The sequence below is a fragment of the Acinetobacter colistiniresistens genome, assembly GCF_024582815.1.
Classification (GTDB): domain Bacteria; phylum Pseudomonadota; class Gammaproteobacteria; order Pseudomonadales; family Moraxellaceae; genus Acinetobacter.
This window is the reverse complement of the sequence record NZ_CP102099.1, coordinates 2,558,075-2,581,029: the sequence shown is the minus strand read 5'-3', so window position 1 is coordinate 2,581,029 and position 22,955 is coordinate 2,558,075. Positions and strand designations below refer to the sequence as shown.

General features: G+C 42.3%; 21 protein-coding genes. 5 read left to right on the top strand and 16 right to left on the bottom strand.

The window, feature by feature from the left end:
• Positions 1 to 32 precede the first annotated feature (32 nt).
• From pcaF to paaA, 9 genes are read right to left on the bottom strand one after another with little or no spacing between them, the layout of a single operon-like run.
• On the bottom strand, positions 33 to 1,244 hold the full coding sequence (gene pcaF, locus NQU59_RS12400) for a 3-oxoadipyl-CoA thiolase (RefSeq protein ID WP_257063647.1): 1,212 nt from the start codon (positions 1,242 to 1,244) through the stop codon (positions 33 to 35).
• A 12-nt stretch (positions 1,245 to 1,256) separates the two neighbouring features.
• Complete coding sequence (locus NQU59_RS12395; protein ID WP_257063646.1) at positions 1,257 to 2,795, bottom strand: 3-hydroxyacyl-CoA dehydrogenase; 1,539 nt, start codon at positions 2,793 to 2,795, stop codon at positions 1,257 to 1,259.
• Positions 2,796 to 2,797: 2 nt separating this feature from the next.
• A complete protein-coding gene (gene paaG, locus NQU59_RS12390) occupies positions 2,798 to 3,589 on the bottom strand; it encodes a 2-(1,2-epoxy-1,2-dihydrophenyl)acetyl-CoA isomerase PaaG (protein ID WP_005241336.1) in 792 nt (263 codons plus the stop codon).
• Positions 3,589 to 4,362, bottom strand: coding sequence for an enoyl-CoA hydratase-related protein (locus NQU59_RS12385; RefSeq protein ID WP_257063645.1), 774 nt, complete (start codon positions 4,360 to 4,362; stop codon positions 3,589 to 3,591). The genes paaG and NQU59_RS12385 overlap by 1 nt, the downstream gene beginning before the upstream one ends.
• A gap of 13 nt (positions 4,363 to 4,375) precedes the next feature.
• A complete protein-coding gene (locus NQU59_RS12380; RefSeq protein WP_257063644.1) occupies positions 4,376 to 5,437 on the bottom strand; it encodes a 2Fe-2S iron-sulfur cluster-binding protein in 1,062 nt (353 codons plus the stop codon).
• A gap of 23 nt (positions 5,438 to 5,460) precedes the next feature.
• On the bottom strand, positions 5,461 to 5,961 hold the full coding sequence (paaD, locus tag NQU59_RS12375; protein WP_005270722.1) for a 1,2-phenylacetyl-CoA epoxidase subunit PaaD: 501 nt from the start codon (positions 5,959 to 5,961) through the stop codon (positions 5,461 to 5,463).
• A gap of 16 nt (positions 5,962 to 5,977) precedes the next feature.
• The gene (paaC, locus tag NQU59_RS12370; RefSeq protein ID WP_257063642.1) at positions 5,978 to 6,733 is read right to left on the bottom strand and encodes a 1,2-phenylacetyl-CoA epoxidase subunit PaaC; all 756 of its coding nucleotides are present in this window, start codon (positions 6,731 to 6,733) and stop codon (positions 5,978 to 5,980) included.
• 12 nt (positions 6,734 to 6,745) lie between these two features.
• Positions 6,746 to 7,036 (bottom strand): 1,2-phenylacetyl-CoA epoxidase subunit PaaB, encoded by a 291-nt coding sequence (paaB, locus tag NQU59_RS12365; protein ID WP_257063641.1) that lies wholly within the window; start codon positions 7,034 to 7,036, stop codon positions 6,746 to 6,748.
• 34 nt (positions 7,037 to 7,070) lie between these two features.
• Complete coding sequence (gene paaA / locus NQU59_RS12360; RefSeq protein ID WP_257063640.1) at positions 7,071 to 8,009, bottom strand: 1,2-phenylacetyl-CoA epoxidase subunit PaaA; 939 nt, start codon at positions 8,007 to 8,009, stop codon at positions 7,071 to 7,073.
• A gap of 264 nt (positions 8,010 to 8,273) precedes the next feature.
• On the opposite strand from paaA, the gene paaZ reads away from it, so the two are divergent.
• From paaZ to NQU59_RS12340, 4 genes are all read left to right on the top strand, one after another.
• Positions 8,274 to 10,376: a phenylacetic acid degradation bifunctional protein PaaZ gene (paaZ, locus tag NQU59_RS12355; protein WP_257063639.1), complete on the top strand. Its 2,103-nt coding sequence runs from the start codon at positions 8,274 to 8,276 to the stop codon at positions 10,374 to 10,376.
• Positions 10,377 to 10,464: 88 nt separating this feature from the next.
• The gene (locus NQU59_RS12350) at positions 10,465 to 10,755 is read left to right on the top strand and encodes a DUF1330 domain-containing protein (protein WP_043969891.1); all 291 of its coding nucleotides are present in this window, start codon (positions 10,465 to 10,467) and stop codon (positions 10,753 to 10,755) included.
• A 266-nt stretch (positions 10,756 to 11,021) separates the two neighbouring features.
• Positions 11,022 to 12,308, top strand: coding sequence for an acyl-CoA dehydrogenase family protein (locus NQU59_RS12345; RefSeq protein WP_257066264.1), 1,287 nt, complete (start codon positions 11,022 to 11,024; stop codon positions 12,306 to 12,308).
• A gap of 15 nt (positions 12,309 to 12,323) precedes the next feature.
• Positions 12,324 to 13,523, top strand: a complete 1,200-nt coding sequence (locus NQU59_RS12340) for an acyl-CoA dehydrogenase family protein (RefSeq protein ID WP_257063638.1) — start codon at positions 12,324 to 12,326, stop codon at positions 13,521 to 13,523.
• 70 nt (positions 13,524 to 13,593) lie between these two features.
• Here the strand turns inward: NQU59_RS12340 and gorA are convergent, their stop codons facing one another.
• On the bottom strand, positions 13,594 to 14,946 hold the full coding sequence (gene gorA, locus NQU59_RS12335) for a glutathione-disulfide reductase (protein WP_257063637.1): 1,353 nt from the start codon (positions 14,944 to 14,946) through the stop codon (positions 13,594 to 13,596).
• Positions 14,947 to 15,104: 158 nt separating this feature from the next.
• On the bottom strand, positions 15,105 to 16,349 hold the full coding sequence (locus tag NQU59_RS12330) for an alkane 1-monooxygenase (RefSeq protein WP_257063635.1): 1,245 nt from the start codon (positions 16,347 to 16,349) through the stop codon (positions 15,105 to 15,107).
• Between the two features lie 189 nt (positions 16,350 to 16,538).
• Here NQU59_RS12330 and NQU59_RS12325 point away from each other — a divergent pair, with 189 nt between their 5' ends.
• Positions 16,539 to 17,468 carry an AraC family transcriptional regulator gene (locus NQU59_RS12325; RefSeq protein WP_026040130.1) on the top strand — a complete coding sequence of 310 codons (930 nt, stop codon included), beginning with the start codon at positions 16,539 to 16,541 and terminating at the stop codon, positions 17,466 to 17,468.
• Positions 17,469 to 17,515: 47 nt separating this feature from the next.
• Here the strand turns inward: NQU59_RS12325 and lpxA are convergent, their stop codons facing one another.
• Genes lpxA through bamA form a run of 5 tightly spaced genes read right to left on the bottom strand, consistent with a single transcriptional unit; the run spans position 17,516 to position 22,934 of the window.
• The gene (gene lpxA, locus NQU59_RS12320) at positions 17,516 to 18,304 is read right to left on the bottom strand and encodes an acyl-ACP--UDP-N-acetylglucosamine O-acyltransferase (RefSeq protein WP_005241319.1); all 789 of its coding nucleotides are present in this window, start codon (positions 18,302 to 18,304) and stop codon (positions 17,516 to 17,518) included.
• On the bottom strand, positions 18,301 to 18,786 hold the full coding sequence (gene fabZ / locus NQU59_RS12315; RefSeq protein WP_004653316.1) for a 3-hydroxyacyl-ACP dehydratase FabZ: 486 nt from the start codon (positions 18,784 to 18,786) through the stop codon (positions 18,301 to 18,303). Before fabZ ends, lpxA begins: the two co-directional genes overlap by 4 nt.
• 6 nt (positions 18,787 to 18,792) lie before the next feature.
• Positions 18,793 to 19,863: a UDP-3-O-(3-hydroxymyristoyl)glucosamine N-acyltransferase gene (gene lpxD, locus NQU59_RS12310; protein WP_005241318.1), complete on the bottom strand. Its 1,071-nt coding sequence runs from the start codon at positions 19,861 to 19,863 to the stop codon at positions 18,793 to 18,795.
• A 3-nt stretch (positions 19,864 to 19,866) separates the two neighbouring features.
• The gene (locus tag NQU59_RS12305) at positions 19,867 to 20,367 is read right to left on the bottom strand and encodes an OmpH family outer membrane protein (protein ID WP_005241310.1); all 501 of its coding nucleotides are present in this window, start codon (positions 20,365 to 20,367) and stop codon (positions 19,867 to 19,869) included.
• A 44-nt stretch (positions 20,368 to 20,411) separates the two neighbouring features.
• Positions 20,412 to 22,934, bottom strand: coding sequence for an outer membrane protein assembly factor BamA (bamA, locus tag NQU59_RS12300; RefSeq protein WP_043969885.1), 2,523 nt, complete (start codon positions 22,932 to 22,934; stop codon positions 20,412 to 20,414).
• Between the last annotated feature and the right edge of the window lie 21 nt (positions 22,935 to 22,955).

Sequence of the window (22,955 nt, the reverse complement as noted above, 5' to 3'; positions counted from 1 at the left end):
TATATTATTCGAACCGTTTTGTTGCAGTTAAATTAAGCTACATTTTCTAAAATCAGGGCGACACCTTGTCCTACACCAACACACATGGTACACAGTGCATATTTTCCTTGGCGTCTTTTCAATTCTCGGGTCGCAGTCATCACCAAGCGCGTCCCACTCATCCCCAATGGATGGCCCAATGCAATTGCACCACCATTCGGGTTGACACGAGCATCATCATCCTTGAGACCTAACTCACGCATACAGGCCAATGACTGTGCTGCAAAAGCTTCGTTTAGCTCAATCACATCCATTTGATCTAAGCTGAGGCCCGTTTGTTTCAACAATTTCTGTACCGCAGGCACAGGACCTATGCCCATATATTTCGGTTCAACCCCAGCACTGGCTATCGCTACCACGCGCGCCAAAGGTGTTAAACCATAGGTATCGGCAAACTGACGATTGGTCAGCAAAACACACGCTGAGCCATCATTCACTCCCGAAGCATTACCCGCCGTCACCGAGCCACCTTCTTTACGGAACGGTGCTTTCAATTTTGCAAGGCTATCTAAACTAGTATCCGCACGTGGATGCTCATCCTGTGAAAAGACAGTGACATTATTTTTACGATCTACTAGTTCGACAGGCAGAATTTCACCCTTAAAAAAACCTGCTTGTTGTGCCGCTGCCACTTTCTGTTGACTACGAATCGCGAATGCATCCTGATCCTGTCGGCTAATCTGGTATTTCTCAGCCACATTTTCAGCGGTTTCAGGCATGCTGTCAGTGCCATAGTCTGCTTTCATCTTTTTATTGATGAAACGCCAGCCAATGGTCGTATCAAATATTTCAGGGCTACGACCAAATGCTTCGGTTGGCTTGGCCTGTACAAAAGGCGCCCGACTCATTGACTCGACCCCACCCGCCAATACAAATTGAGACTCGCCCGATTTAATTGAACGTGCCGCCAAACCAACTGCATCTAAACCAGATGCACAGAGACGGTTCACGGTCATGGCAGGAACTGACTCAGGTAAACCTGCCAATAAGGTTGCCATACGCGCCACATTGCGGTTGTCTTCGCCGGCCTGATTGGCACAGCCCAAATAGACTTCATCTAAATCCTGCCACGGTAAATGCGCATGCTTTTCTTTTAAATGCTTAATGGGTAATGCAGCAAGATCATCGGTACGTACCGAGCTTAGTGACCCTGCATAGCGTCCAATTGGGGTACGAATAAAATCGCAAATTAAAACGTCTTCCATGATCGCTCCTGCTTATGCACATTTTGTTAAATTTTTTGAAGAGCCCGCAGTCACACTTTGCTGCTTCGCTACATATTGCTTGAGATAAAGACTTGCACGATATTTTTCTTCGCCATAGAGAGCATATAAATTGTTTAACGTTGCCAAGACATATTCAGCACCCAATTGCATCATCCATTGATACGGCCCTTTAGGATAATTGACGCCATAGCGCATGGCATTATCAATATCTTCCATACTGGCAATCCCATGCAGACTGGCTTCACAGGCTTCATTGATCAATAAAACAATGGTACGTAAAGTTAACAGTGCGGGATGGTCTGTAACCCAGATCACATACATCTGATATTGAGCAAAAAACGCTTCGATTTTTGCCAGATCATCGGCTTGGCAAAGATGATTATGGCTCAGTACTATGGCTTGCGCTTGCGCGAAATCATGGTGCCAATCCATCAACACCGTTTTTCGACTTAAATACTGTAAATTGGCTGATTCACCCTGGCTTAGACGTAGATCAATATCATCAATTTGAATGATATTTTCATTGCTTGCTAAAGCACGACTTAAGCCTAGACGTTCTAATAAATGCGGACATTGAGCCCATGTACCTTTAACTTGAACATCAGCATGAAAGGATTGAGTGACATTGGTTTGAGGCTGAAAAGTCAGATACTGATTTTTTTCATCGTAGTGATAGAAACCTTGTTTTGACTTACGCCCCCACGTACCAGCATCAACCAACTCTTTCTGAAGCAAACTTGGACGATAACGCGGCTCATAAAAGAACGCTTCATAGACACTTTGAGTCACGGAAAAATTGACATCTTGCCCAATCAAATCCATTAATTCACACGGCCCCATCGCAAAACCACCGCATTGCTTTAAGGCATAATCCAGTTGGTCATAGGTCGTCACTTGCTCTTGTAGTGCACGAAACGCTTCTGCATAAAATGGGCGAGCAATCCGATTGACAATAAATCCTGGGGTCGATTTGGTCAGTACTGGGATTTTATGCCAAGCCAGCATCAAACTTTTTAAAGACTGACATAGGTCGATTGGCGTTTTTAAACCTTGCACAATTTCGACCAGTTTCATCAAGGGGGCTGGATTAAAGAAATGTAAGCCTACCATGCGTTCAGGATGTGAAATCCCTGCTGCAATTGCCGTCACCGAAATTGAAGAGGTATTGCTAGCAAAAATAGTGTGATCACGACAAATCTCTGCAAGCTGTTGAAATAAAGACTGCTTCACTTCGAGTTTTTCGACCACCGCTTCAATCACCAACTCGACATCCGCTAAATCTTCTATACGATCAGCAATGGTCAAACGTGAAAGTGCTTGTTCAGCCTGTTTATCTATTATCTTGCCTTTTTCAACCAGTTTAGCAAAGGTCTGACGTAACCCTTCAACAGCCTTTTTGGTCTTTTCACGATCGAGATCGTAGAGAACAGTCGAATGACCATTGACCATCGCCAATTGGGCAATGCCGATTCCCATAGTGCCCGAGCCAATCACGGCGATTTTGGCATGAGACAAATCCAGATTATTCATGCTTAACGCCCCTGAAAGTTTGGCTCACGCTTATTCATAAAGGCTTGCACCCCTTCACGATAATCCTCTGAACGCCCAGCAATACGTTGAAAATCTCGTTCTAAATGCATCTGTTCATCAAAACTATGATTACTGGATTGATGAATGGCCTTTTTAATCAGCGACAGACCAAAAGTAGGTTGTTTGGCTAAACGTTCTGCCAGTTCAGTAACCTTGCTTTTCAATTCACTATCTTCAGCTACATCCCAGATCATGCCCCATTCTTTAGCCGTTTCCGCAGGCAATTTATCACCCAGCAACGCGAGCCCCATAGCACGCGCATGGCCTACAGCACGTGGTAAGAACCAAGTTCCACCGGAGTCAGGAACCAAGCCTAAACGACAAAATGCTTGTACAAAATTGGCAGATTTCGCGGCAATCACTAGATCACAGGCCAAGGCAATATTGGCACCGGCCCCTGCAGCTACACCATTTACCGCACAAATCACGGGCTTCGGCATATTCACAATGCTTCTAATCAACGGGTTATAGTAGGTTTCAATCGAGTAACCTAAATCAGGTGCTGCAGCATTTGGATCAACCACTCGATCGCCTAAATCTTGCCCTGCGCAGAAACCACGACCTTCGCCGCTGATCACGATGCAGCGAACCTCTGGTTTTTTTGCCCAAAGATTCAAAACCTCAGCCACCTCACGGTGCATGTCCACGTTAAAGCTATTCAATGCTTGTGGACGATTGAAGGTTAAATACCCCACACCATTTTTTTCTTCCACGATAATATTTTTATAGTCCATCACTCACCTCTAAAGATTGGTTTTCTTTTTTCAAAGAATGCATTAATGCCTTCGTTTCGATCTTTGGTTGCTGCCAACCAGACAAAATTTTGTCGTTCTGATTTCAGTCCCTGACTTAAGGTGGTCTCATGAATACTTTTGATCGATTGTTTGATCACCCCAATTGCCAAAGGCGCTTGATTGGCAATCTGGCTTGCCAGTTGAATGGCATATTCCACCGTGAGTACAGTCGGCACCACTTCACTACAGATGCCATACTGCTGCGCTTGTTTAGCTGAGATCATTTCACCTGTCATTGCCCAGCGCATGGTGAGTTGCTGCCCCACCAGACGTGCAAGACGTTGGGTACCACCCGCACCAGGTAACATGCCTAGACCAATTTCGGGCAAGGCAAATTTGGTATTGTCACCACAAATCACCATGTCCGAATGCAACACCAGCTCAAAGCCCGCGCCCAAGGCATAACCATTCACAGCAGCGATGATGGGTTTAGTAAAACTGTCGATCTGCTGCCATAGCTTTGGACGGATATCGAGCTGTAAAGCTACGGCATCCATTTCTGCCAATTCGCTCAGGTCTGCACCCGCAGCAAAGCAATTGCGATTGCCTGTCAGCACAACCGCTTTCACGGCAGGATTCTGTTCTGCTTGTTCCAGCAGATCAGATAGACACTGTAAAGTGGCATTATTTAAAGCATTACGTTTCTCTGGACGGTTTAAGCTGAGTAGCATGACCCCATCTATTGGCGTTTCAACCTGAATCAAGGTTTGCATGGCTATCTCACCTCTACTCATCAAAACTCAAACGCACATTCGCGCCTTTCGGTAAAGTCTGGCAGCTCAGCACATAACCTTTTTCCACCTCATCATCTTCAAGGCTATAGTTCAGGAACATATCCACCTCACCTGAAAGCACCTTGCAGCGACAAGTGGCACAGACGCCACCTTTACAGGCATAAGGCAAATCTGCGCCTGCACGTAAAGCAGCATCCAGAATACTTTCGTCCTCTTGCCCCACAGCAACGATCAACTCTCGTCCATCCAACACAATGTTGACTTTTTCTTCTTTACGGTTGATATCGCTTTCCGCAGAACGTTTGCGCACATGCCCCGTGTTAAAGCGTTCCGTGTGAATCTTATCTTTAGTCACACCATACACAGGAAAAAGGCGTTCAACCGTGTCCATCATTTCATCTGGACCACAGGCAAATACATGGTCAAAGTTGGGTTCTAATACCTCATGTTCAAATAATTGCTTCAGCTTGTTTTCATCGATACGGCCATTCAGTAACTCACTGTCATTGAACTCGCGTGAGAAAATATTGATGAGTTGAAAGCGTTCTTTAAACTGGTCTTTTAAATCCATAATCTGCTCGGAAAACATAGTTTGTTTCCAAGAACGATTGCCATACAACAAAGTAAAATTTGCCGACTCTTGCTCAAATAGCACCTGTTTAATGATGGAAAGGATTGGGGTAATGCCACTACCTGCAGCAATGCCTAAGTAGGACTGACCGCCTGTGCGTGCTGCCTTCTGAAAAAAAACGCCTTGTGGCGGCATCACTTCCAGTACATCACCGACTTTTAAATGCTCATTGGCCCAATGGGAAAATTGCCCCTGCTCAATCTTTTTGACTGCAATGCTGATATCTTCTTTAGGCGCATAGCTACAGATGGAATAGCAACGGCGAATTTCCCCTGCTTCGGTTAAATGACGAATGGTCAGATGCTGGCCGGGTTGAAATTGAAACTGCTGCTGTAGTTCAGGCACGAGATCAAAGGCAATGCAAATCGCCTGATCGGTCTGTGGTGTAATTGTTTTTACTTTTAATGGAATAAATTGGCTCATGGCTGATTTCCTTATCCAAGACTTTAAATACATTTAAAATAATCAAAGGGTTCAAGGCAGTCCTGACATTTGTATAGTGCTTTGCAAGCGGTCGAACTAAACTCGGTTAACAGTCGGGTTTTACGACTCTTACAGTGTGGACAAACCACACCATCACTGAGATGCACATGTGTTCCGCATTGCTGAGCAGTCCCTTCTGGTGGTGCAATCCCATAAGCTTGCAGCTTCTGCTTACCTGCATCCGACATCCAGTCCGTAGTCCAAGCTTCTGATAAATCAATCATGACTTTTGCAGGGGTCAAGTCTTCTGCCGCCAAGGCTTCGACTATCTGTGCTTTTAATAAGTCAGTGGCTGGACAACCACTATAGGTGGGGGTCAATCGAACAATAATTTCTTGCTGTTCATTCAACTCCACGCCACGAATCATGCCCAAATCTACCACCGACAGCACTGGAATCTCTGGATCGCTGACCTTTTGTAAAACATCCCAACATTGGTCAATACAATGACGAATCATCTGCATGCTGACGCTCCTTGCGCTACCAAGTCATCTCAGGAAAACTGCGTTGAATAGATTGCATTTCTGCCAATAAATAACCGAGATGCTCGGTATGCAAACCTTGTTTAGCCCCACGGCGGTAGGCCCCATTTACAGAAACGCTGAGTTCAAAACGCTTCAGTTCCGCAGTAACGATTTGCTCCCACTGCGCTTTTTCACTGGAAAAATCAGGAATGATGCCTTGCTCAACCAACACCTGTTCTTCGCTCGTCAACTCGAACAGTTCCGCACTAAAACGCCATAAACTGTCTAAAGCCTGTTGCACACGTTGATGTGCTTCTGCTGTGCTGAGGCTTAAACGCTCCATCCAGCTGGTGGAAAAACGAATGTGATACTTGGCTTCTTTTAAAGATTTCACCGCCAATGCCGCGACTTCTGGCGTTGCGGATTGAGTTAAAGCCGTTAACAACAACACATGGTAATGATCGATCAGCCATTGACGAACGATGGTCTGTGCAAAATCACCATTCGGTTGTTCACATAGCAATAAATTGAAAAACTCACGTTCATTGCGGAAGTAAGCCAGTTGGTCTTCATCACGTTTTTCAGCTTCGTATTGGCCTGCCAAGGTCAAAAAATTTCGAGATTGACCCAGTAAATCCAGACCGATATTGGCCAAAGCAATATCAATTTCCAGCTCTGGCGCATGACCGCACCATTCAGCTAAACGTTGCGCCAATACCAGTTGGCTATCACCGATATGTAATAAAAATTTAGATAAAGCGATATTGTTCATTTTCATCCTCCCTTACATGTGCTCAATGCCATCAGGGATGTGATAAAAGGTGGGATGTCGATAAACTTTGTCCAGTGCAGGTTCAAAAAACTCGGCTTTTTCATCTGGCTGCGAAGATTTAATCAGTTCTGAACGCACCACCCAGATGCTGATGCCTTCATTGCGGCGGGTATACACATCACGTGCATTTTGCAGGGCGATCTCGTCATCTGGTGCTCTTAAACTACCGACATGACGGTGACTTAAACCCTGCTTACTCCGCACGAACACTTCGTAAAGTGACCAGTTGTTGTTATTTTCCATTGCGATATCCTTAAATTTTTCCATCAATTCTGTTTTAAGCGACTTTACCGACTTGGTTTTGCTGTTTTTTTGCGTAGATAACGGCTGCATCACGCACCCACTTGCCATTTTCCCAAGCCTTGCGGCGTGCTTCGATCCGTTCATGATTACAAGGGCCACGACCCGCAATCACCTCATTAAATTCTTGCCAGTCAATCTCGCCATAGCTGTAATGACTAGTTTCCTCATTCCATTTCAAATCCGCATCAGGCACGGTCAAGCCAAGCTGTAAGATTTGCGGTACGGTGTTATCGACAAATTTTTGACGTAACTCATCATTACTAAAGCGCTTGATTCCCCATGCCATGCTTTGCGCACTATTCGGTGAGTGATCATCACTTGGGCCAAACATCATCAATGCAGGCCACCAGAAACGGTTCACCGCATCTTGCGCCATTTGTTTTTGTTCTGCTGAACCCGCCGCCAATGCCATCATGGCTTCAAAACCTTGACGCTGATGGAAACTTTCCTCTTTACAAATCCGCACCATGGCACGTGCATAAGGGCCATAAGAGGTACGACATAAGGCCACCTGATTGACAATTGCAGCGCCATCGACCAACCAACCAATTGCCGCGACATCGGCCCAACTGATAGTTGGATAATTGAAGATGGAGGAATATTTCATTTTTCCATCAATCAATTTTTCCATCATCTCATCACGATCTGCACCCAAGGTTTCAGCTGCACTGTAAAGATAAAGACCGTGCCCTGCCTCATCCTGAACTTTTGCCAATAACACGGCTTTACGTTTCAAGGTCGGTGCACGGGTAATCCAGTTGCCTTCTGGGAGCATACCGACAATTTCTGAATGACCATGTTGCCCAATCTGACGAATCAAAGTTTTGCGATACGCCTCAGGCATTTCATCTTTGGCTTCAATGGTGATGTCATTGGCTATGTTATGCTCAAATTTCTGATACTTATTTTCCATTGTAGATTCCCCTGAGAATTCCATCCATGAACCTATTTTTCGATACACAAAAACAAAGTCAATTAATATTTTTGTATCAAATTAAAATCAATCAGCAAATTCAATTTAAGTTACTGTATTTAATAATTTTAATAAAATAAATAAAAATTAAATTAAGCTCCATAAATAAATTATGGTTGACTTTATGCTCAATCAATATGAAATTATGAATCATATTTTAAATATTTCTATAATTGATGTATCACATAAAAATGGAGTTTGATTATGCTTGAACAAGCACAACATGTAGAAACGGCACAGGACACTGAATACCAAAACCCAACTCAACAGCTGCCACAACTGCCTTCTTATGTTTATGGAACATGGCATTCAAGCCATGAAGAACGACGTACCGTTGTACATGCCATTACTGGCGAACCGATCTATAGCGTCAGCAGTCATGGCATCGACATGCATCAAGCCGTGCGATATGCCAAACAGTATGGTACTGAGCTGGCAAACTGGACCTTTCATCAACGTGCCAATGCTTTAAAACAAATTGCCCAGCAGCTACTGGAGCAGAAAGAACAGTTTTATACGTTTGCCTACGCCACTGGTGCAACACGAAAAGATGCTTGGATTGATATTGAGGGTGGCATCCAAACCTTATTTGCCTATTCAAGTCTGGTACGCCGAGAACTCAATGACGAAAAAATTATCACTGAAGATAGCTGGATTCAGCTCTCTAAAAACGGCACTTTTGGCGCCAAGCATATTCTGAGTCCTAAAGCTGGTGTCGCAGTACATATCAATGCCTTTAACTTCCCGATTTGGGGCATGCTGGAAAAAATTGCGCCGACGCTATTGGCTGGTGTGCCTTGTATCGTCAAACCCGCCACTGATGGTGCTCAACTGACTCAAGCCGTAGTGGAGTCAATTATTGCGACTGGCATCCTACCGAAAGGTTCTCTACAACTGATTTGCGGACAAATTGATGATCTTTTTGATCACTTAGGCCCACAGGACTGTGTCACCTTTACGGGTTCAGCCTCTACAGGACAAAAGCTTCGCAATCATCCACACTTGAACCAATATTCAATTCCATTCAGTATGGAAGCAGATTCGGTAAACAGTGCAATTCTCAGCCCATCGGCAAATGAAGCAACTATTGATTTATTTGTACGAGAAGTCTTCCGTGAAATGACCACCAAAGCAGGACAAAAATGTACTGCCATTCGCCGTGCCTTTGTACCACAAGCATTACTTGAACAAGTCCAGCAAAAACTCAGTGCTAAACTGGAAAAAGTCGTGGTGGGTGATCCACAAAAACAAGACACCACCATGGGCGCGCTAGCCAGCCCTAAACAAAAACTGGATGTAGCTGCTAAAGTTGCAGAACTGGCGAAAGAAGCCAAAATTGTTTTTGGGGGCGAGACAACATTTAAAATCAATGCTGACTATCCTGAGAAAGGTGCATTCTTCCCACCAACCTTGTTATTGTGTGAGCAACCACTACAGGCAAGCTTGGTACATACCACTGAAGCTTTTGGCCCCGTATGTACTTTGATGCCGTATCAATCAATTGACGAACTTGCCGATCTTGTTGCACGTGGTGAAGGTAGTCTAGTCGCCTCTGTGGTAAAGAATAGTGATGAGAATATCGAACAGATCATTCAAAAAATTGCGCCATGGCATGGTCGTGTATACATTCTGGATGAAGAATCTGCCAAAGAAAGTACGGGACATGGCTCTCCACTGCCTCATCTTGTTCATGGCGGCCCTGGGCGTGCTGGTGGCGGTGAAGAACTGGGCGGCATTCGTGCGGTAAAACACTATATGCAACGGACGGCGATTCAAGGTTCACCGAACAGCCTCACTCAAGTGACGCATTCATGGACCGTAGGTTCAAGCATCAAGCAAGACCGCGTCCATCCTTTTAAAAAGGATTTTGATGAACTGGTCATTGGTGAGCGTTTATTGACTGCACGTCGTACCGTGACTGAAGCCGATATTGTCAATTTTGCCTGCCTCAGTGGCGACTATTTCTATGCGCATACCGATAAAATCGCGGCAGCAGATTCCTTTTTTGGTGAGCGTGTGGCACATGGCTATTTCATTGTTTCAGCAGCAGCAGGTTTATTTGTCGATGCCGCTCAAGGCCCTGTGATTGCCAACTATGGAATGGATAATTTACGTTTTGTTGAGCCTGTCAAAATCGGTGATTCTATTCGGGTTGAATTGACCTGCAAACAGAAAACCCCTAAACCACAAAAAGATCCATCTCAACCTGAACATGGTGTTGTGGTTTGGGATATCAAGGTTAAAAATCAGCGAGATGAATTGGTCGCAACCTATGATATTTTAACTTTGGTTGCCCGTGCAGCTTAAACTAAGTACCTTGATGGATAGCATTGCATATCCATCAACCACCTTCAAAATATGCTGTATTAAAAACAAATTCAATTCAGGAAAATCCATGAGTGCCTATATCATTCTTATTCGTAAACAATTAAAAAACCAAGATGAAATGAAGACCTACACCACTTTGGCACGTCAAGCGAGTCAAGGTTTTGATGCTGAACCGATTGTGTTTTATGGTCAGTCCATTGCTTTGGAAAATATTGAAAGCGACGGAGTAGCCATCATTAAATTTAGCAGTATGCAGGAAGCACAAAATTGGTATCACAGTGATGCCTATCAACAGGCCAAAAAGCATCGTGATTTGGCAGGTGAATATATGGTGATTCTGACCGAAGGATTAGGCTAATAGTGGAGACGCCAAAATGGCAGAATGACCTCACTAAACAATAAACAGATTAAGCCGAGCGCTGGCCTCTGTCATTTTGGTCAATTTTTAAAAATAATTTTCTCTATATTTTATTTAATAATTAAAAACAACAAGATAAAAACAGTAAAGTGCTATTTCACCCTTTATCTTTCTCCAATCGGCATGTCAAACAAGACATAGTTTTTTGATCAGGAGCATGTCAGCATAAATTTACAACCATCCTCTAGGATAAAATCATGTCGAATATGATGAATAAGGCTCAAGGTCTTGGGCTATCTTTGATCACTAAACTCGCAGGAAGCGAAATGCTTGATCAACTCAAATTAAGAAAATTTGTAGAGAAATCATTATATCAAGGTTCAAAAACTGGCTTTAAAGTACTCAATAAAACACAAAAAGCATTTAAGCCACAACCCATCGATAAACAGCGTCTCCCAAACCAGACCAACAAAAATCTGTTTGATCTCAGTCTGACTGAAGAACAGCAAATGACGGTTGACGCCATGTCACAATTTGCTGAAGAAGTGCTCTACACATTGGCACATGATGCAGATCATCATGCTCAATTTCCTGAAGAACTGTGGCAACATTTGGTTGATTTGGGGCTCAACTATTATGCGTTGCCAGAAGCATTGGGTGGTGTGGCAGCAGAACAGAATATTGTCAGCAATATCCTGATTGCGGAAAGCTTGGCTAAGGGTGATTTCAGTCTGACCGCAGGTTTACTCAGTACTTTCAGTGTGATTAATGCCATAACACGTTGGGGTTCAACTCAAGTGCAATCGATGTACTTACCTGTGTTTGCAGAAGATACTGATGTTACGGCGACATTTGCCTTTCAGGAGGCGACCCCTGCTTTTAACCCCTATCAGTTAAAAACCTCGGCAACAGAAGCCAATGGGCAATTCTATATCACGGGTGAAAAGAGCTTGGTGGTTTTGGGAGACACCGCAGATGTCTTCCTCGTCAGTGCAGAATTCAACGGCAAGCCTGATATTTTTGTGGTGCAATCCAATGAAACGATCGCCATCAAAGCCAATCCAGCAATGGGGCTGAAAGCCACGGAAACAGCGACTCTTCAATTTAATCAAACGCCAGCCTTACGTTTAGGCGATGCTGACTTTGACTACACCGCCTTTGTCGATCTGGGTAACTTGATGTGGTGTGCGATGGCAATTGGAACCTGTGAAGCAATCAAAGCCTACTGTATCAAATATGCCAATGAACGTACTGCCTTCGGAGAACCCATTTCTCATCGTCAAAGTGTTGCATTCATGATTGCAGATATGGCGATTGAAATTGATGCGATGCGTATGTTGGTTCTTAACGCAGCAAGTTTGGCAGAAGCGGGCAAACCATTCCATCGTGAGGCCTATCTTGCTCGCCTGCTTTGCGCTGAGAAATCAATGAAAATGGGGACAGATGGCGTTCAGATTCTTGGCGGTCATGGCTTTACCAAAGAACATCCTGTTGAGCGCTGGTATCGTGACCTTCGTGCAACTGCAATCTTGCATTCTGGCTTACATGCTTAATTTTGGAGAACAATAATGAATTTACAAAATCCGAAAAAATTCAAAATGCTGATTGATCAGGCACACGAAACTGCACTCAATGTACTCCGTCCAATTTCACGTAAATACGATAAAGCTGAACATGCCTATCCTAAGGAACTGGATATGCTGGCGGCGCTACTGGATGGAATGAATGAAAGTGGCGAAGGTGTTGGTGCTGCCAATGCCAGTAAACGTGGAACAGCCAATCTGGATGCCGTTGTAAACGGCGGCAATATGTCTGCGGCACTCGGCATCATTGAAATGTGTTATGGCGATACTGGTCTATTACTGAGTATGCCCCGCCAAGGTCTGGGCAACTCTGCGATTGCAGCAGTGGCCAATGATGAACAGCTAGAACGCTTCAAAGGCACTTGGGCAGCCATGGCAATTACCGAGCCAGGTTGTGGTTCAGACTCTGCTGCGATTCGCACCACAGCAACCAAAGATGGTGATGATTACATCCTGAATGGCGAGAAAATCTTTGTCACTTCAGGTGAACGTGCAGACTCGGTCGTGGTCTGGGCAACCTTGGATAAAAAATTAGGTCGTGCTGCGATCAAGTCTTTTGTAGTACCGAAAGGCACAGCAGGCATGAAAGTTGAACGGCTTGAGCATAAACTTGGGATTAAAGCCTCAGATACCGCAGTAATCAGCTTTATCGACTGTCGTGTGCCCGCTGCCAATTTGCTGGGTAATCCTGAAATTGATGTGGCTAAAGGTTTCGCAGGTGTAATGGAAACCTTTGATAATACCCGCCCGCTAGTCGCAGCCATGGCAGTTGGTTGTGCCAAAGCATCCTTAGAACGCATCAAAGAGATTTTCAAAGATCAACTTGATCCAGACTACACCACACCCTACTTACAAACCTCGAATCTAGCTGCACAAATCTATCGTATGGAGGCTGAGTGGGAAGCTGCACGATTATTAATGATTAAAGCAACCTGGATGGCAGACAATAAAAAGCCGAACTCGAAAGAAGCTTCGATTGCCAAAGCCAAAGCGGGTCGTGTCGGCAATGAGATCACCCTCAAATGTGTCGAGCTGGCGGCAAGTGTCGGCTATGCTGAAGATGAGTTATTGGAAAAATGGGCGCGTGACTCCAAAATTCTGGATATTTTTGAAGGTACGCAACAGATTCAGCAATTGATCATAGCCCGCCGTGAATTGGGTAAATCATCCAGTGAACTAAAATAATCTTGAATCGGCAATAACCTAAAAAGGACGTTGTCATAACGTCCTTTTTTATTGAGTGCTTGATCCAATCCTATCTCATCGTTACAAATTCTTCTGCGGAAGTTGGGTGAATGGCAACCGTATTATCAAAATCTTGCTTGGTTGCACCCATTTTCAAAGCTACCGCAAAACCTTGCAGGATCTCATCCATACCAAAACCAATGCCATGAATACCCACAATTTTCTCATTCTCCCCCACACAAACCAATTTCATTTTAGTTGGTTGGCGATGTTGGGTAATCGCACTATACATGGCTGTAAACGAGGAGTTGTAGACTTTAACCGCTTGCTGACCATATTGTTCAATGGCTTCTTGCTCTGTGATCCCAACCGTTCCAATCGGTGGATGGCTAAACACTACCGTTGGAATATTATCGTAATCTAAATATTCATCAGGCTTATGATTAAAGAGTCGTTCAGACAATCGACGCCCAGCTGCGACGGCTACAGGTGTCAGCTCCATTTTCCCTGTAATATCTCCAACAGCATAGACACCTTTTTGTGAGGTATTCTGGAATTTATCCACTTGGATATAACCACGCTCATCCAACTGAACATTGGCTTTGTCCAAATGTAAACTCGCCGTATTTGGCTCTCGACCCGTTGCCCAAATTAAACAATCTACAGTATGACTTTCGCCATTTTCTAGATGCAGCACGACTGAACCATCAACATTTCTGGTGACTCTCTTAGGAACTGCTTGGGTATGCACAGTGATACCATCGGTTCGCATCACCTCCACCAGAGTTTCACTCAAGAAGGAATCAAAACGCCGCACCGGTAAATCTTTACGGATAAATAAACCGACCTGAGAACCTAAGGCATTTAATACCCCTGCCAGTTCAACCGCAATATAACCTGAACCTATCACGGCTGTGATTTTAGGTAATGCTTTTAATTCAAAGAAACCATTTGAATCAATCCCGTGTTCAACCCCCTCAATATCAGGCAATGATGGCTGTGTGCCAGTCGCAATCAAAATATGGTCTGCTGTGAGTTGTTCTCCATTCACTTCAATAGTATGAGCATCAATAAAATGTGCTGCACCATGAATGAGATCTACTTTATTCTTACTTAGGCTATTTTGATAGGATTGATGAATGCGCTCAATATAGGCTTGACGATTATCGATGAGTGTTTGCCATTCGAAAGATTCAACTTTGCTGTTAAAACCATAATCGGGGCCGTATTTTTGAATCGACTCCGCCACATGTGCGGCATACCACATCACTTTTTTCGGCACACAGCCAACATTGACACAGGTTCCACCGATTTCAGCTTTTTCGATCAACGCAGACTTTTTACCATACATGGCAGCACGATTGACTGATGCAATACCACCGCTTCCAGCACCAATCGCAATATAATCATAATGTTTTGTCATCTTTGCCTCATAAATCGCTTATAAGATTATTCTTAGGTTATACATAGATATACAGCAAGAAAATGCAAAATCCGTAGTTGGTTAAAGTTTTAATACAAGAAAATAAAAAGGCACTGAAGATGAATCTTCAGTGCCTTGCTTTCGGTAAGCTTTTTTGATTATTCAGTAATCACAGCTTCAACCTGAACTTGTTGCAAAGATTGATCGACCACACCAAATTTCTTAAATAGTTTGGCACGACGTTTTGGATAAATATTGGCTTTATTCAAATCACCTTTATAGTGATCAAAGACTCGCTTATCCATCATTTTTGACCATAATGGTGGAATTAATGCAGGTAACAACATACTTGCATAACCGCTTGGTAATTCAGGCGCCTCATCAAAATGACGTAATGCTTGGAAAGGACGGGTTGGATAAGCATGATGGTCTGAGTGACGCTGCAACTGATACAAGAATAAGTTAGTCACAATATTATTATTGTTCCAGCTATGTTCTGGCATGGTTCGCTCATACTTACCATTCTTATCCTTCTGGCGTTTCAAACCATAGTGCTCGATATAGTTAATAATCTCAAATAAGCTAATGCCATAGAAAGCTTGAGTCGCTAAATAAGGAATAACCCCCTTACCAAACAAACCGACCATCAATGCATGAAAAGCAGCACTCATGCTCCAACCTTGCAAGAGTTCATTTTCAGTTGACCAGAATTCTTTACCTTTACGTTTTAAACGATTGGTTTCAATCTCAATGGCTGATTTGAATGAACCAATCACGGTACGTGGCCAAAACTCATAGAATGTTTCACCCATTTGTGAAGATGCAGGATCTTCGGGTGTTGCAGCACGTTTATGGTGGCCATAAGGATGTTCAATTCGGAAATGATTATAGCCTGTTGGTACTAGCGCTAAATGCGACAGAATATGGTCAATACGATCATGTTTATGACTCAGTTCATGTGCTGTATTGATCGCAATCCCGTTGACTGCTCCCATTGAGATACCCAATAAGATTTTGTCTAAAAATGATGTTTCTTTACGGCTAGTTAAATAACAGGCATAGACATTGGCGGCATATTGTAAGGGGATAAAGCTTTTCACCAGACGGGAATAATAAGGGTCTTTTTCCAACAGTCGAATATCTTCATCTGTTGGATTATTGGCATCTTTCCCAATAATCGTATCAATTGTTGGAATCACAATATGTAAAACGATTGGTCCACCTAAAGCAAAGAGTTTTTTCAATGGCCGTGGTGCAAATTGATAACCTGCTAAAATACCAATCCCGATTACAGGTAAAGCTGGGCTAATGGCCCATAAATAACGTTTACGATCCAACTCAGTTTTTGACTTTGGAATGCTTACTGGCGTAAGTTCTTGTTCAACATTTACTGGCGCATTCATCATCGAATCCATGTCTTTGTATATATGAGTATATTTTGAGGAATTATGAAATTCATGACAGTTGCAAGCGTCCAAAAAAGCTATGTCAAAGTCTTTGGCATCATCCTCCCTGTTTTTGTCCTAAAAACACATATTGAGTTATTGGCGTAGCTCACTATAATTTAAATGAATACCCCATTTAAAAATCATATGGATGCTTTAAGTAAAATATTTGCTGATATACATTTAAATCACACTGAATATATCTACTTGAAAACTCAAGGAGAATGGAGTTTTTTCTGCCAAGATCAAACTGCGTTAATTGTTCACATTGTTCTAGTTGGTTCTGTTTTTATTCAAATTGACGCACAAAATAGTTTAACTGCACATGCTGGTGAAATTGTGGTTATTCCATCAGGGAAAGCACATACAGGTGCAGATAATGCGATTACCAAACTGGTTGATGCCGTCGATATTTCAAAGTTTTTCCATGGCCACAAAGAAGAAGCGATTGAATTTGGAACACATTCATCTAAGAAAAACTTAATTTTAACTGTTCGTTGTCAAATTGATACCATAATGGCACGTCCATTTATTCAGGCATTACCGCAATTAATTCATCTTCAACATGGTGATACCAATGCGCCAGAATGGTTACAAATCGGTCTACACTTTCTTGCTTTAGAGACCCAAAATATTCAAGCAGGCCGAGATATTATTATCGATCATCTCGTGAATATTCTATTAATCAAATGCATTCGGGATCATATCCAACAAATTTCAACTCAGCATGGCTGGCTCAGTGCTTTAAACCATCCCGAACTCAGTAATAGTCTGGCGGCGATTCACAATCACCCTGAAGAAGCCTGGACAGTCGAGCTACTTGCTGAACAATGTTGTATGTCACGTTCAAAGTTTGCCAGCCTATTCCACGAAGTGATTGGCGAATCTCCACTGGCCTATTTACAACAGCATCGTATGCGCTTGGCAAGTCAATATTTGCGTAAAAGTAACTATTCGATTCAGCAAATTGCCAATAAAGTTGGCTATTCATCTGAAACTGCTTTTAGTCAGGCATTTAAACGTACATTTGATGTGTCCCCAAAACAATATCGGCAGCAATTTATTGAAGCAAACTAGGCCCGTAAAAAAAGACACCGTAGTGTCTTTTTTATTATTACAATCACTTAACGCACAATACCACGTGTCGATTGCTCTAATGAGTCAATAAACAATTGCGCCTCAGGCGTCTTCACTAAAATTTCGTCACGAATCTGCTTGATCGCCTGCTCAGTTGTCAAACCAGATTTATAAATCAGTTTATAAGCTTCTCTTAAACCTTGGATTGTATCGCGAGACCAGCCTTTACGGCGCATGCCTTCAATATTCATCCCGTATGCGCGTGCTGGATTTCCAGACGCCATGACATAAGCTGGAACATCTTTAAGAATCAAAGCAGCTCCACCAATCATGCTATAAGAATCGATCTTACAGAACTGATGAATACCAGCATTACCACCAACAATCACATGATCACCGACATGTACATGTCCAGCAATACCGACATTATTGGCAAAAATGTTATGGTTCCCTATCACACAATCATGTGCAATATGCGTATTCACCATCAATAGGTTATGGCTTCCAATCTTGGTAACACCATGATCCTGAGCTGTTCCACGATGTAAGGTACAATGCTCGCGAATCTTGTTATTATCACCAATCTCTAACCATGTTTCTTCGCCTTGATATTTTAAATCTTGGCAAATTTCCCCAATACTTGAGAACTGGAAAAGATCATTATTTTTACCAATTCTGGTAAAACCACCAATAACAACATGTGAATGTAACTTAGTACCAGAGTCAATACTTACATTTGGACCCACAATACAATACGGACCAATTTGTACATCAGATGCGATTTCTGCAGACGGGTCAATAATTGCTGTAGGATGTATTAAATTTTGACTACTCATGTCTGCTCAATTTTCTGGTGGGAAATAATAATCTCTGCTGTCGCGGCAACCTTACCATCGACACTAGCGGTGCAATTGTACTTGTAAATGCCACGTTTTTGCATTACAAGCTCAGATTTTAAGATAAGCTGGTCTCCTGCAACGACCTGTTTCTTAAATCTGATTTTTTCTGCACCTGCAAACAAGAACAACGAACCTGCTTTTGGCTTTTGATTAGTTAAGACAAAACCCAATATACCCGAAACTTGTGCTAAAGCTTCAATAATGAGTACACCTGGCATGATTGGATAAGTCGGGAAATGCCCTTGTAAAAACTCTTCATTAATCGAAACGTTTTTATAACCAACAATACTGTTCTCGGTTACTTCTGTAACGCGGTCGACTAATAAAAATGGATAACGATGGGGTAAATATTCACGAATCGTAAGAATATCCATCGGTAATTCAGGCATTGTAAATGCTGGAGAAGTAGACTCAGTCATAATAAATTATTTACGCAACTTAAAGGTTGATTCAAGGGACTCTAATTGAGCTTGCATATGATCAAGTCTTTTAGTGATTTGGGTCAATGGCACATCTGCTAATTGTCTTAAGCGTACAATGGTCTTTTTCCAATGACTATTTTCAAAAAGTCCTATCCCAGAAGAATAAGTTCCGGCCTCAGAAATATTTTTTGTGACCATTGACATGCCTGTAAGTATCACATTATCCGCAATTGTAAGGTGACCTACCACACCTGATGCGCCACCTATGATACAGTTTTTGCCAATGCGGGCACTTCCAGCAATTCCGCAATTAGCGGCAATCGCTGTATTTTCACCAATATGAACATTATGGGCAATTTGCACAAGGTTATCAATAATGACACCATCCTCCAAAACCGTGTCGTCTAATGCACCACGATCTATACTACAATTCGAACCAATACGGACATCATTTCCGATACGAACTGAACCCAATTGTGCAATCCGATGCCACTTGCCCTGATAAGGGGCAAAACCAAAACCTTCAGTTCCAATTACGGTGTTGGCATGAATTCTGACACGATCTTTTAACTGTGCTGCACCTGTTATCGTGACATGGGCATCAATAAAGCAATCTTTACCGATTTCAACCTGATCATCAAGAAAAGCATGTGCCTGAATAATACTATTATTACCAACCACACAATTTTCGCCGATAACCACATAATGCCCAATATAAGCATCATCAGCAATTATTGCTGAAGGATGAATTTGTGCAGTGCTTTCAATGCCTCGTTCAGCAATCTTATTTTCAAATAAATGTGTGAGTGTGGCAAAAGCTAGATAAGGGTTATCAACGACAATAAAGTTCTGTTTACTCGCAAGCTGTTGTTTCATAGCTGCTGTAACTATATATGCTCCTGCTTGACTCGCTTCGGCTTGCGCCAAATATTTCTCGCCATTCACAAAACAGATATGCTGCTTTTGCGCATGCTCTAAACTTGCCAAGTTAGCAATTTGAAAGTCTTTCAGACCAAATTGCTCACCTTTGACAAGGTGAGCAATTTCTTCTAAACGATAAGTACGTCTATTCATTGATTATTTAATTGCATTAACCTTTTGAATCATTTTATCAGTTAAATCATACTGCGCGTCAGAGGCAATCGCAGAATTTTTATTTAAAATGAAGTCTAAATTATTCTCTTTACGCAATTGTTCAGCTGCCTGCTTCACGCGTGTTTCAAAAGTCGTGTTCATTGCCTGTAAACTTGACTGAACTTTGGTCTGTAAACCTTGTTGCGTTGAATTGAATTCACTGAGTTTCGACTGATATTGTGCAGTAAGCTTTTGAATATCAGCTTGATTCATTTTTTGACCATCAGTCTGTGCTTTTTGCTGCAAAGATTCTAATTCTTTACCCAATTGCTCAAGTTTAGTCGATGTTGGTTTTACTGACTGAGTTAAGCTTGCATTTTGCTGCTTAAGATAAGTGCTGCTTTCCACAACCTTAGCTAAATCTACTACTGCTAGACCTGCAGCATTTACAGTTGCAGAAACCGTGAAGCCTAACCCTAACATGAGCATTGTTAATTTTTTCATTTTTGCATCCTTTATATATTTTACAGCACTAAACAAGGCCGTACTTAGAAAGTACGACCGATTTCAAATTGGATAGACTTCGTCTCATCGCCTTTTTTATCATTTAGCGGATATGCGTAGCTAAGCGATAAAGGACCAATCATGGTAATCCATGTGAAACCTACACCTACGCTATAGCGCATATTGCCAAAATCAAAGCCATTGTTATCTTTGCAATACTGTTTGAGGTCAACTTGAGGCTGACCATTAATCAAAGGTGTTTGCGATGAACTTGGTATTTTACATTGTGTATCAAATACTTGTGCACCTTCAGCAAAAACTACTGGTCGTACTTGACGTGTCCAATCGCCTTTAAATGGTAAAGGAAGTGCTAATTCGGTACCAAATTGAACCAATGCATTACCACCTACTTCTTCTGGGCTAGGGTCATTTTGCCCAGTCTCACGGAAAATTACACTTGGATACTTAGGTCCCAGTGTGCTGTTATCATAACCGCGAACTGAACCATAACCACCTGCATAGAAGTTCTTATAGAATGGTAGATCATTACCATAACCTAACTTACCGTAACCGCGCAGTACAAACCCACCCCAAAGTGATTTAAATGCCTGTGCATCGTAGGTTAATTTTTGGTAATCGACATCACTACCCGGTAAACCAATTTCAAGCCCAACACGATGTGACATACCCGAGGTCGGGAAAATTGGACGGTTCAAGGTGTTATACGACCAACCCAAGTTCAAGTTATAGGTTAAGAAAGTGCCTTCAAAAGCATTCCCATAAGGAATGTCTTTGCCAGGATTACATGCACCAGTATAATTTCCTTTATCATCTTTCGCTAAATCTTCTGTTGGGCAATAACTACCATAACCTGTAGTCTTACCACCATTTGCTAGCAAATAGTCACGAATATAGGTCGAAACATTTGGACCAGTACGCACTTTCGTTTGATCAATTCCTAAAGAGGCACTTAAACTTTGGTTTTCATCAATTGGATAACCAAAACTTACACTACCACCAATACTATCAGTGACATAGTTGTTGACGTTATAGTCTTTGTTTAGCTTGGTCTTACGATAGTAAACGTTATAACCACGACTCACGCCATCAATGGTGAAGTATGGATCAGTCACACTTAAGTTATAGTAATCTTGCGTTTCAGAACGTGATAAATCAATCGCTACACGATTACCCGTCCCCATAAAGTTAGTCTGACTTAAACCAGCCTGGAAGGTTACACCACCATTTTGTGAATAGCCGACCGCAAGTGTTGTCGTACCAGAATGTTGTTCTTCAACATTCACATTCAAATCCACTTCATCTGGTGAATTTGGTACACGAACAGGTTTAACATCAACGGTTTTAAAGAAACCTGTACGCTCTAAACGGACTTTAGAAAGGTCTATTTTCTCGTTGCTTGCTAATGCACCTTCCATTTGACGCATTTCACGACGTAGTACTTCATCCGCAGTTTTACTATTCCCCGTGAAGTTAATACGACGAACGGTTACTTGCTGACCAGGATTAATATAATAATTCAGGTTAACAATACCTGTTTGATTATTAATCTCAGGCACAACATTCACTTCAGCATAGTAATAGCCTGCATTACCATATTTACGCAAAAGAAGTTGCTTAACTGCATTCACTTTTTCTTGTGAATAGGTTTCGCCATCTTTATACAATTTAAGCGCTGTTAACTCTTCTGGCTTATAAAGTGCATCACCGAGGAACTTTGTTTCGCCAAATTTAAACTGGCTGCCTTCATCCACCGAAACCTCAATAAAGATATGTTTCTTATCTTCACTGATGTTTAACTGTGAGTTGATGATATTAAAATTGATATAACCTTTGTTTAGATATAAAGCACGTAAAGCTTCTAGACTTGCTGCCATTTTCTCACGCGCATAACGGTCATTACGCGTAACAATTGAAGCCCAACCACTTTCTTTAACCGCGAAAGCTTGCTTGATATCGCTATCACTAAAGACGGTATTACCGATAATATTGATATCGAATACTTTCGCGGCTGTACCTTCATTGAAGTTCAGCTTTAATTCAACGCGGTTATTTGGACGTGCAACTGTTTCAACAGTTACATCTGCATCATAACGACCTTGCTGGGTATATTGTTGTTCTAGCTCAGTTTCAATCACCTGCAACGCAGACTTTTTGAAAACTTCACCCTCAGCAATCCCCATCTTCTTTAAACCTTGTTCTAAGGCTTCTTTTGGAATGAGTTTATTGCCTTTGAACTCCAATTTAGAGATAACTGGACGCTCAACAACTTTAAAGACTAATACATTATTTTCTTTAAAAGCTTTAATGTCATCAAATAAACCTGAAGCATATAAAGTACGGATTGCCTCAGCAATCATCGGATCACTAACTCTATCGCCACTATTTATCGGTAACATAGAATAGATACTTGCAGGTGTTAAACGCACTAAGCCATCAATTCGTATATCTTGTGCAAGAAACTCATCTGCAGCGTATGCTTGTTGTACCACTGCCATCGCACTAACCAGTGCCAAAGGCATTAATAAATGTGTGTGACGCATGCCCATATATTTTCCAGTAAGTTAAAT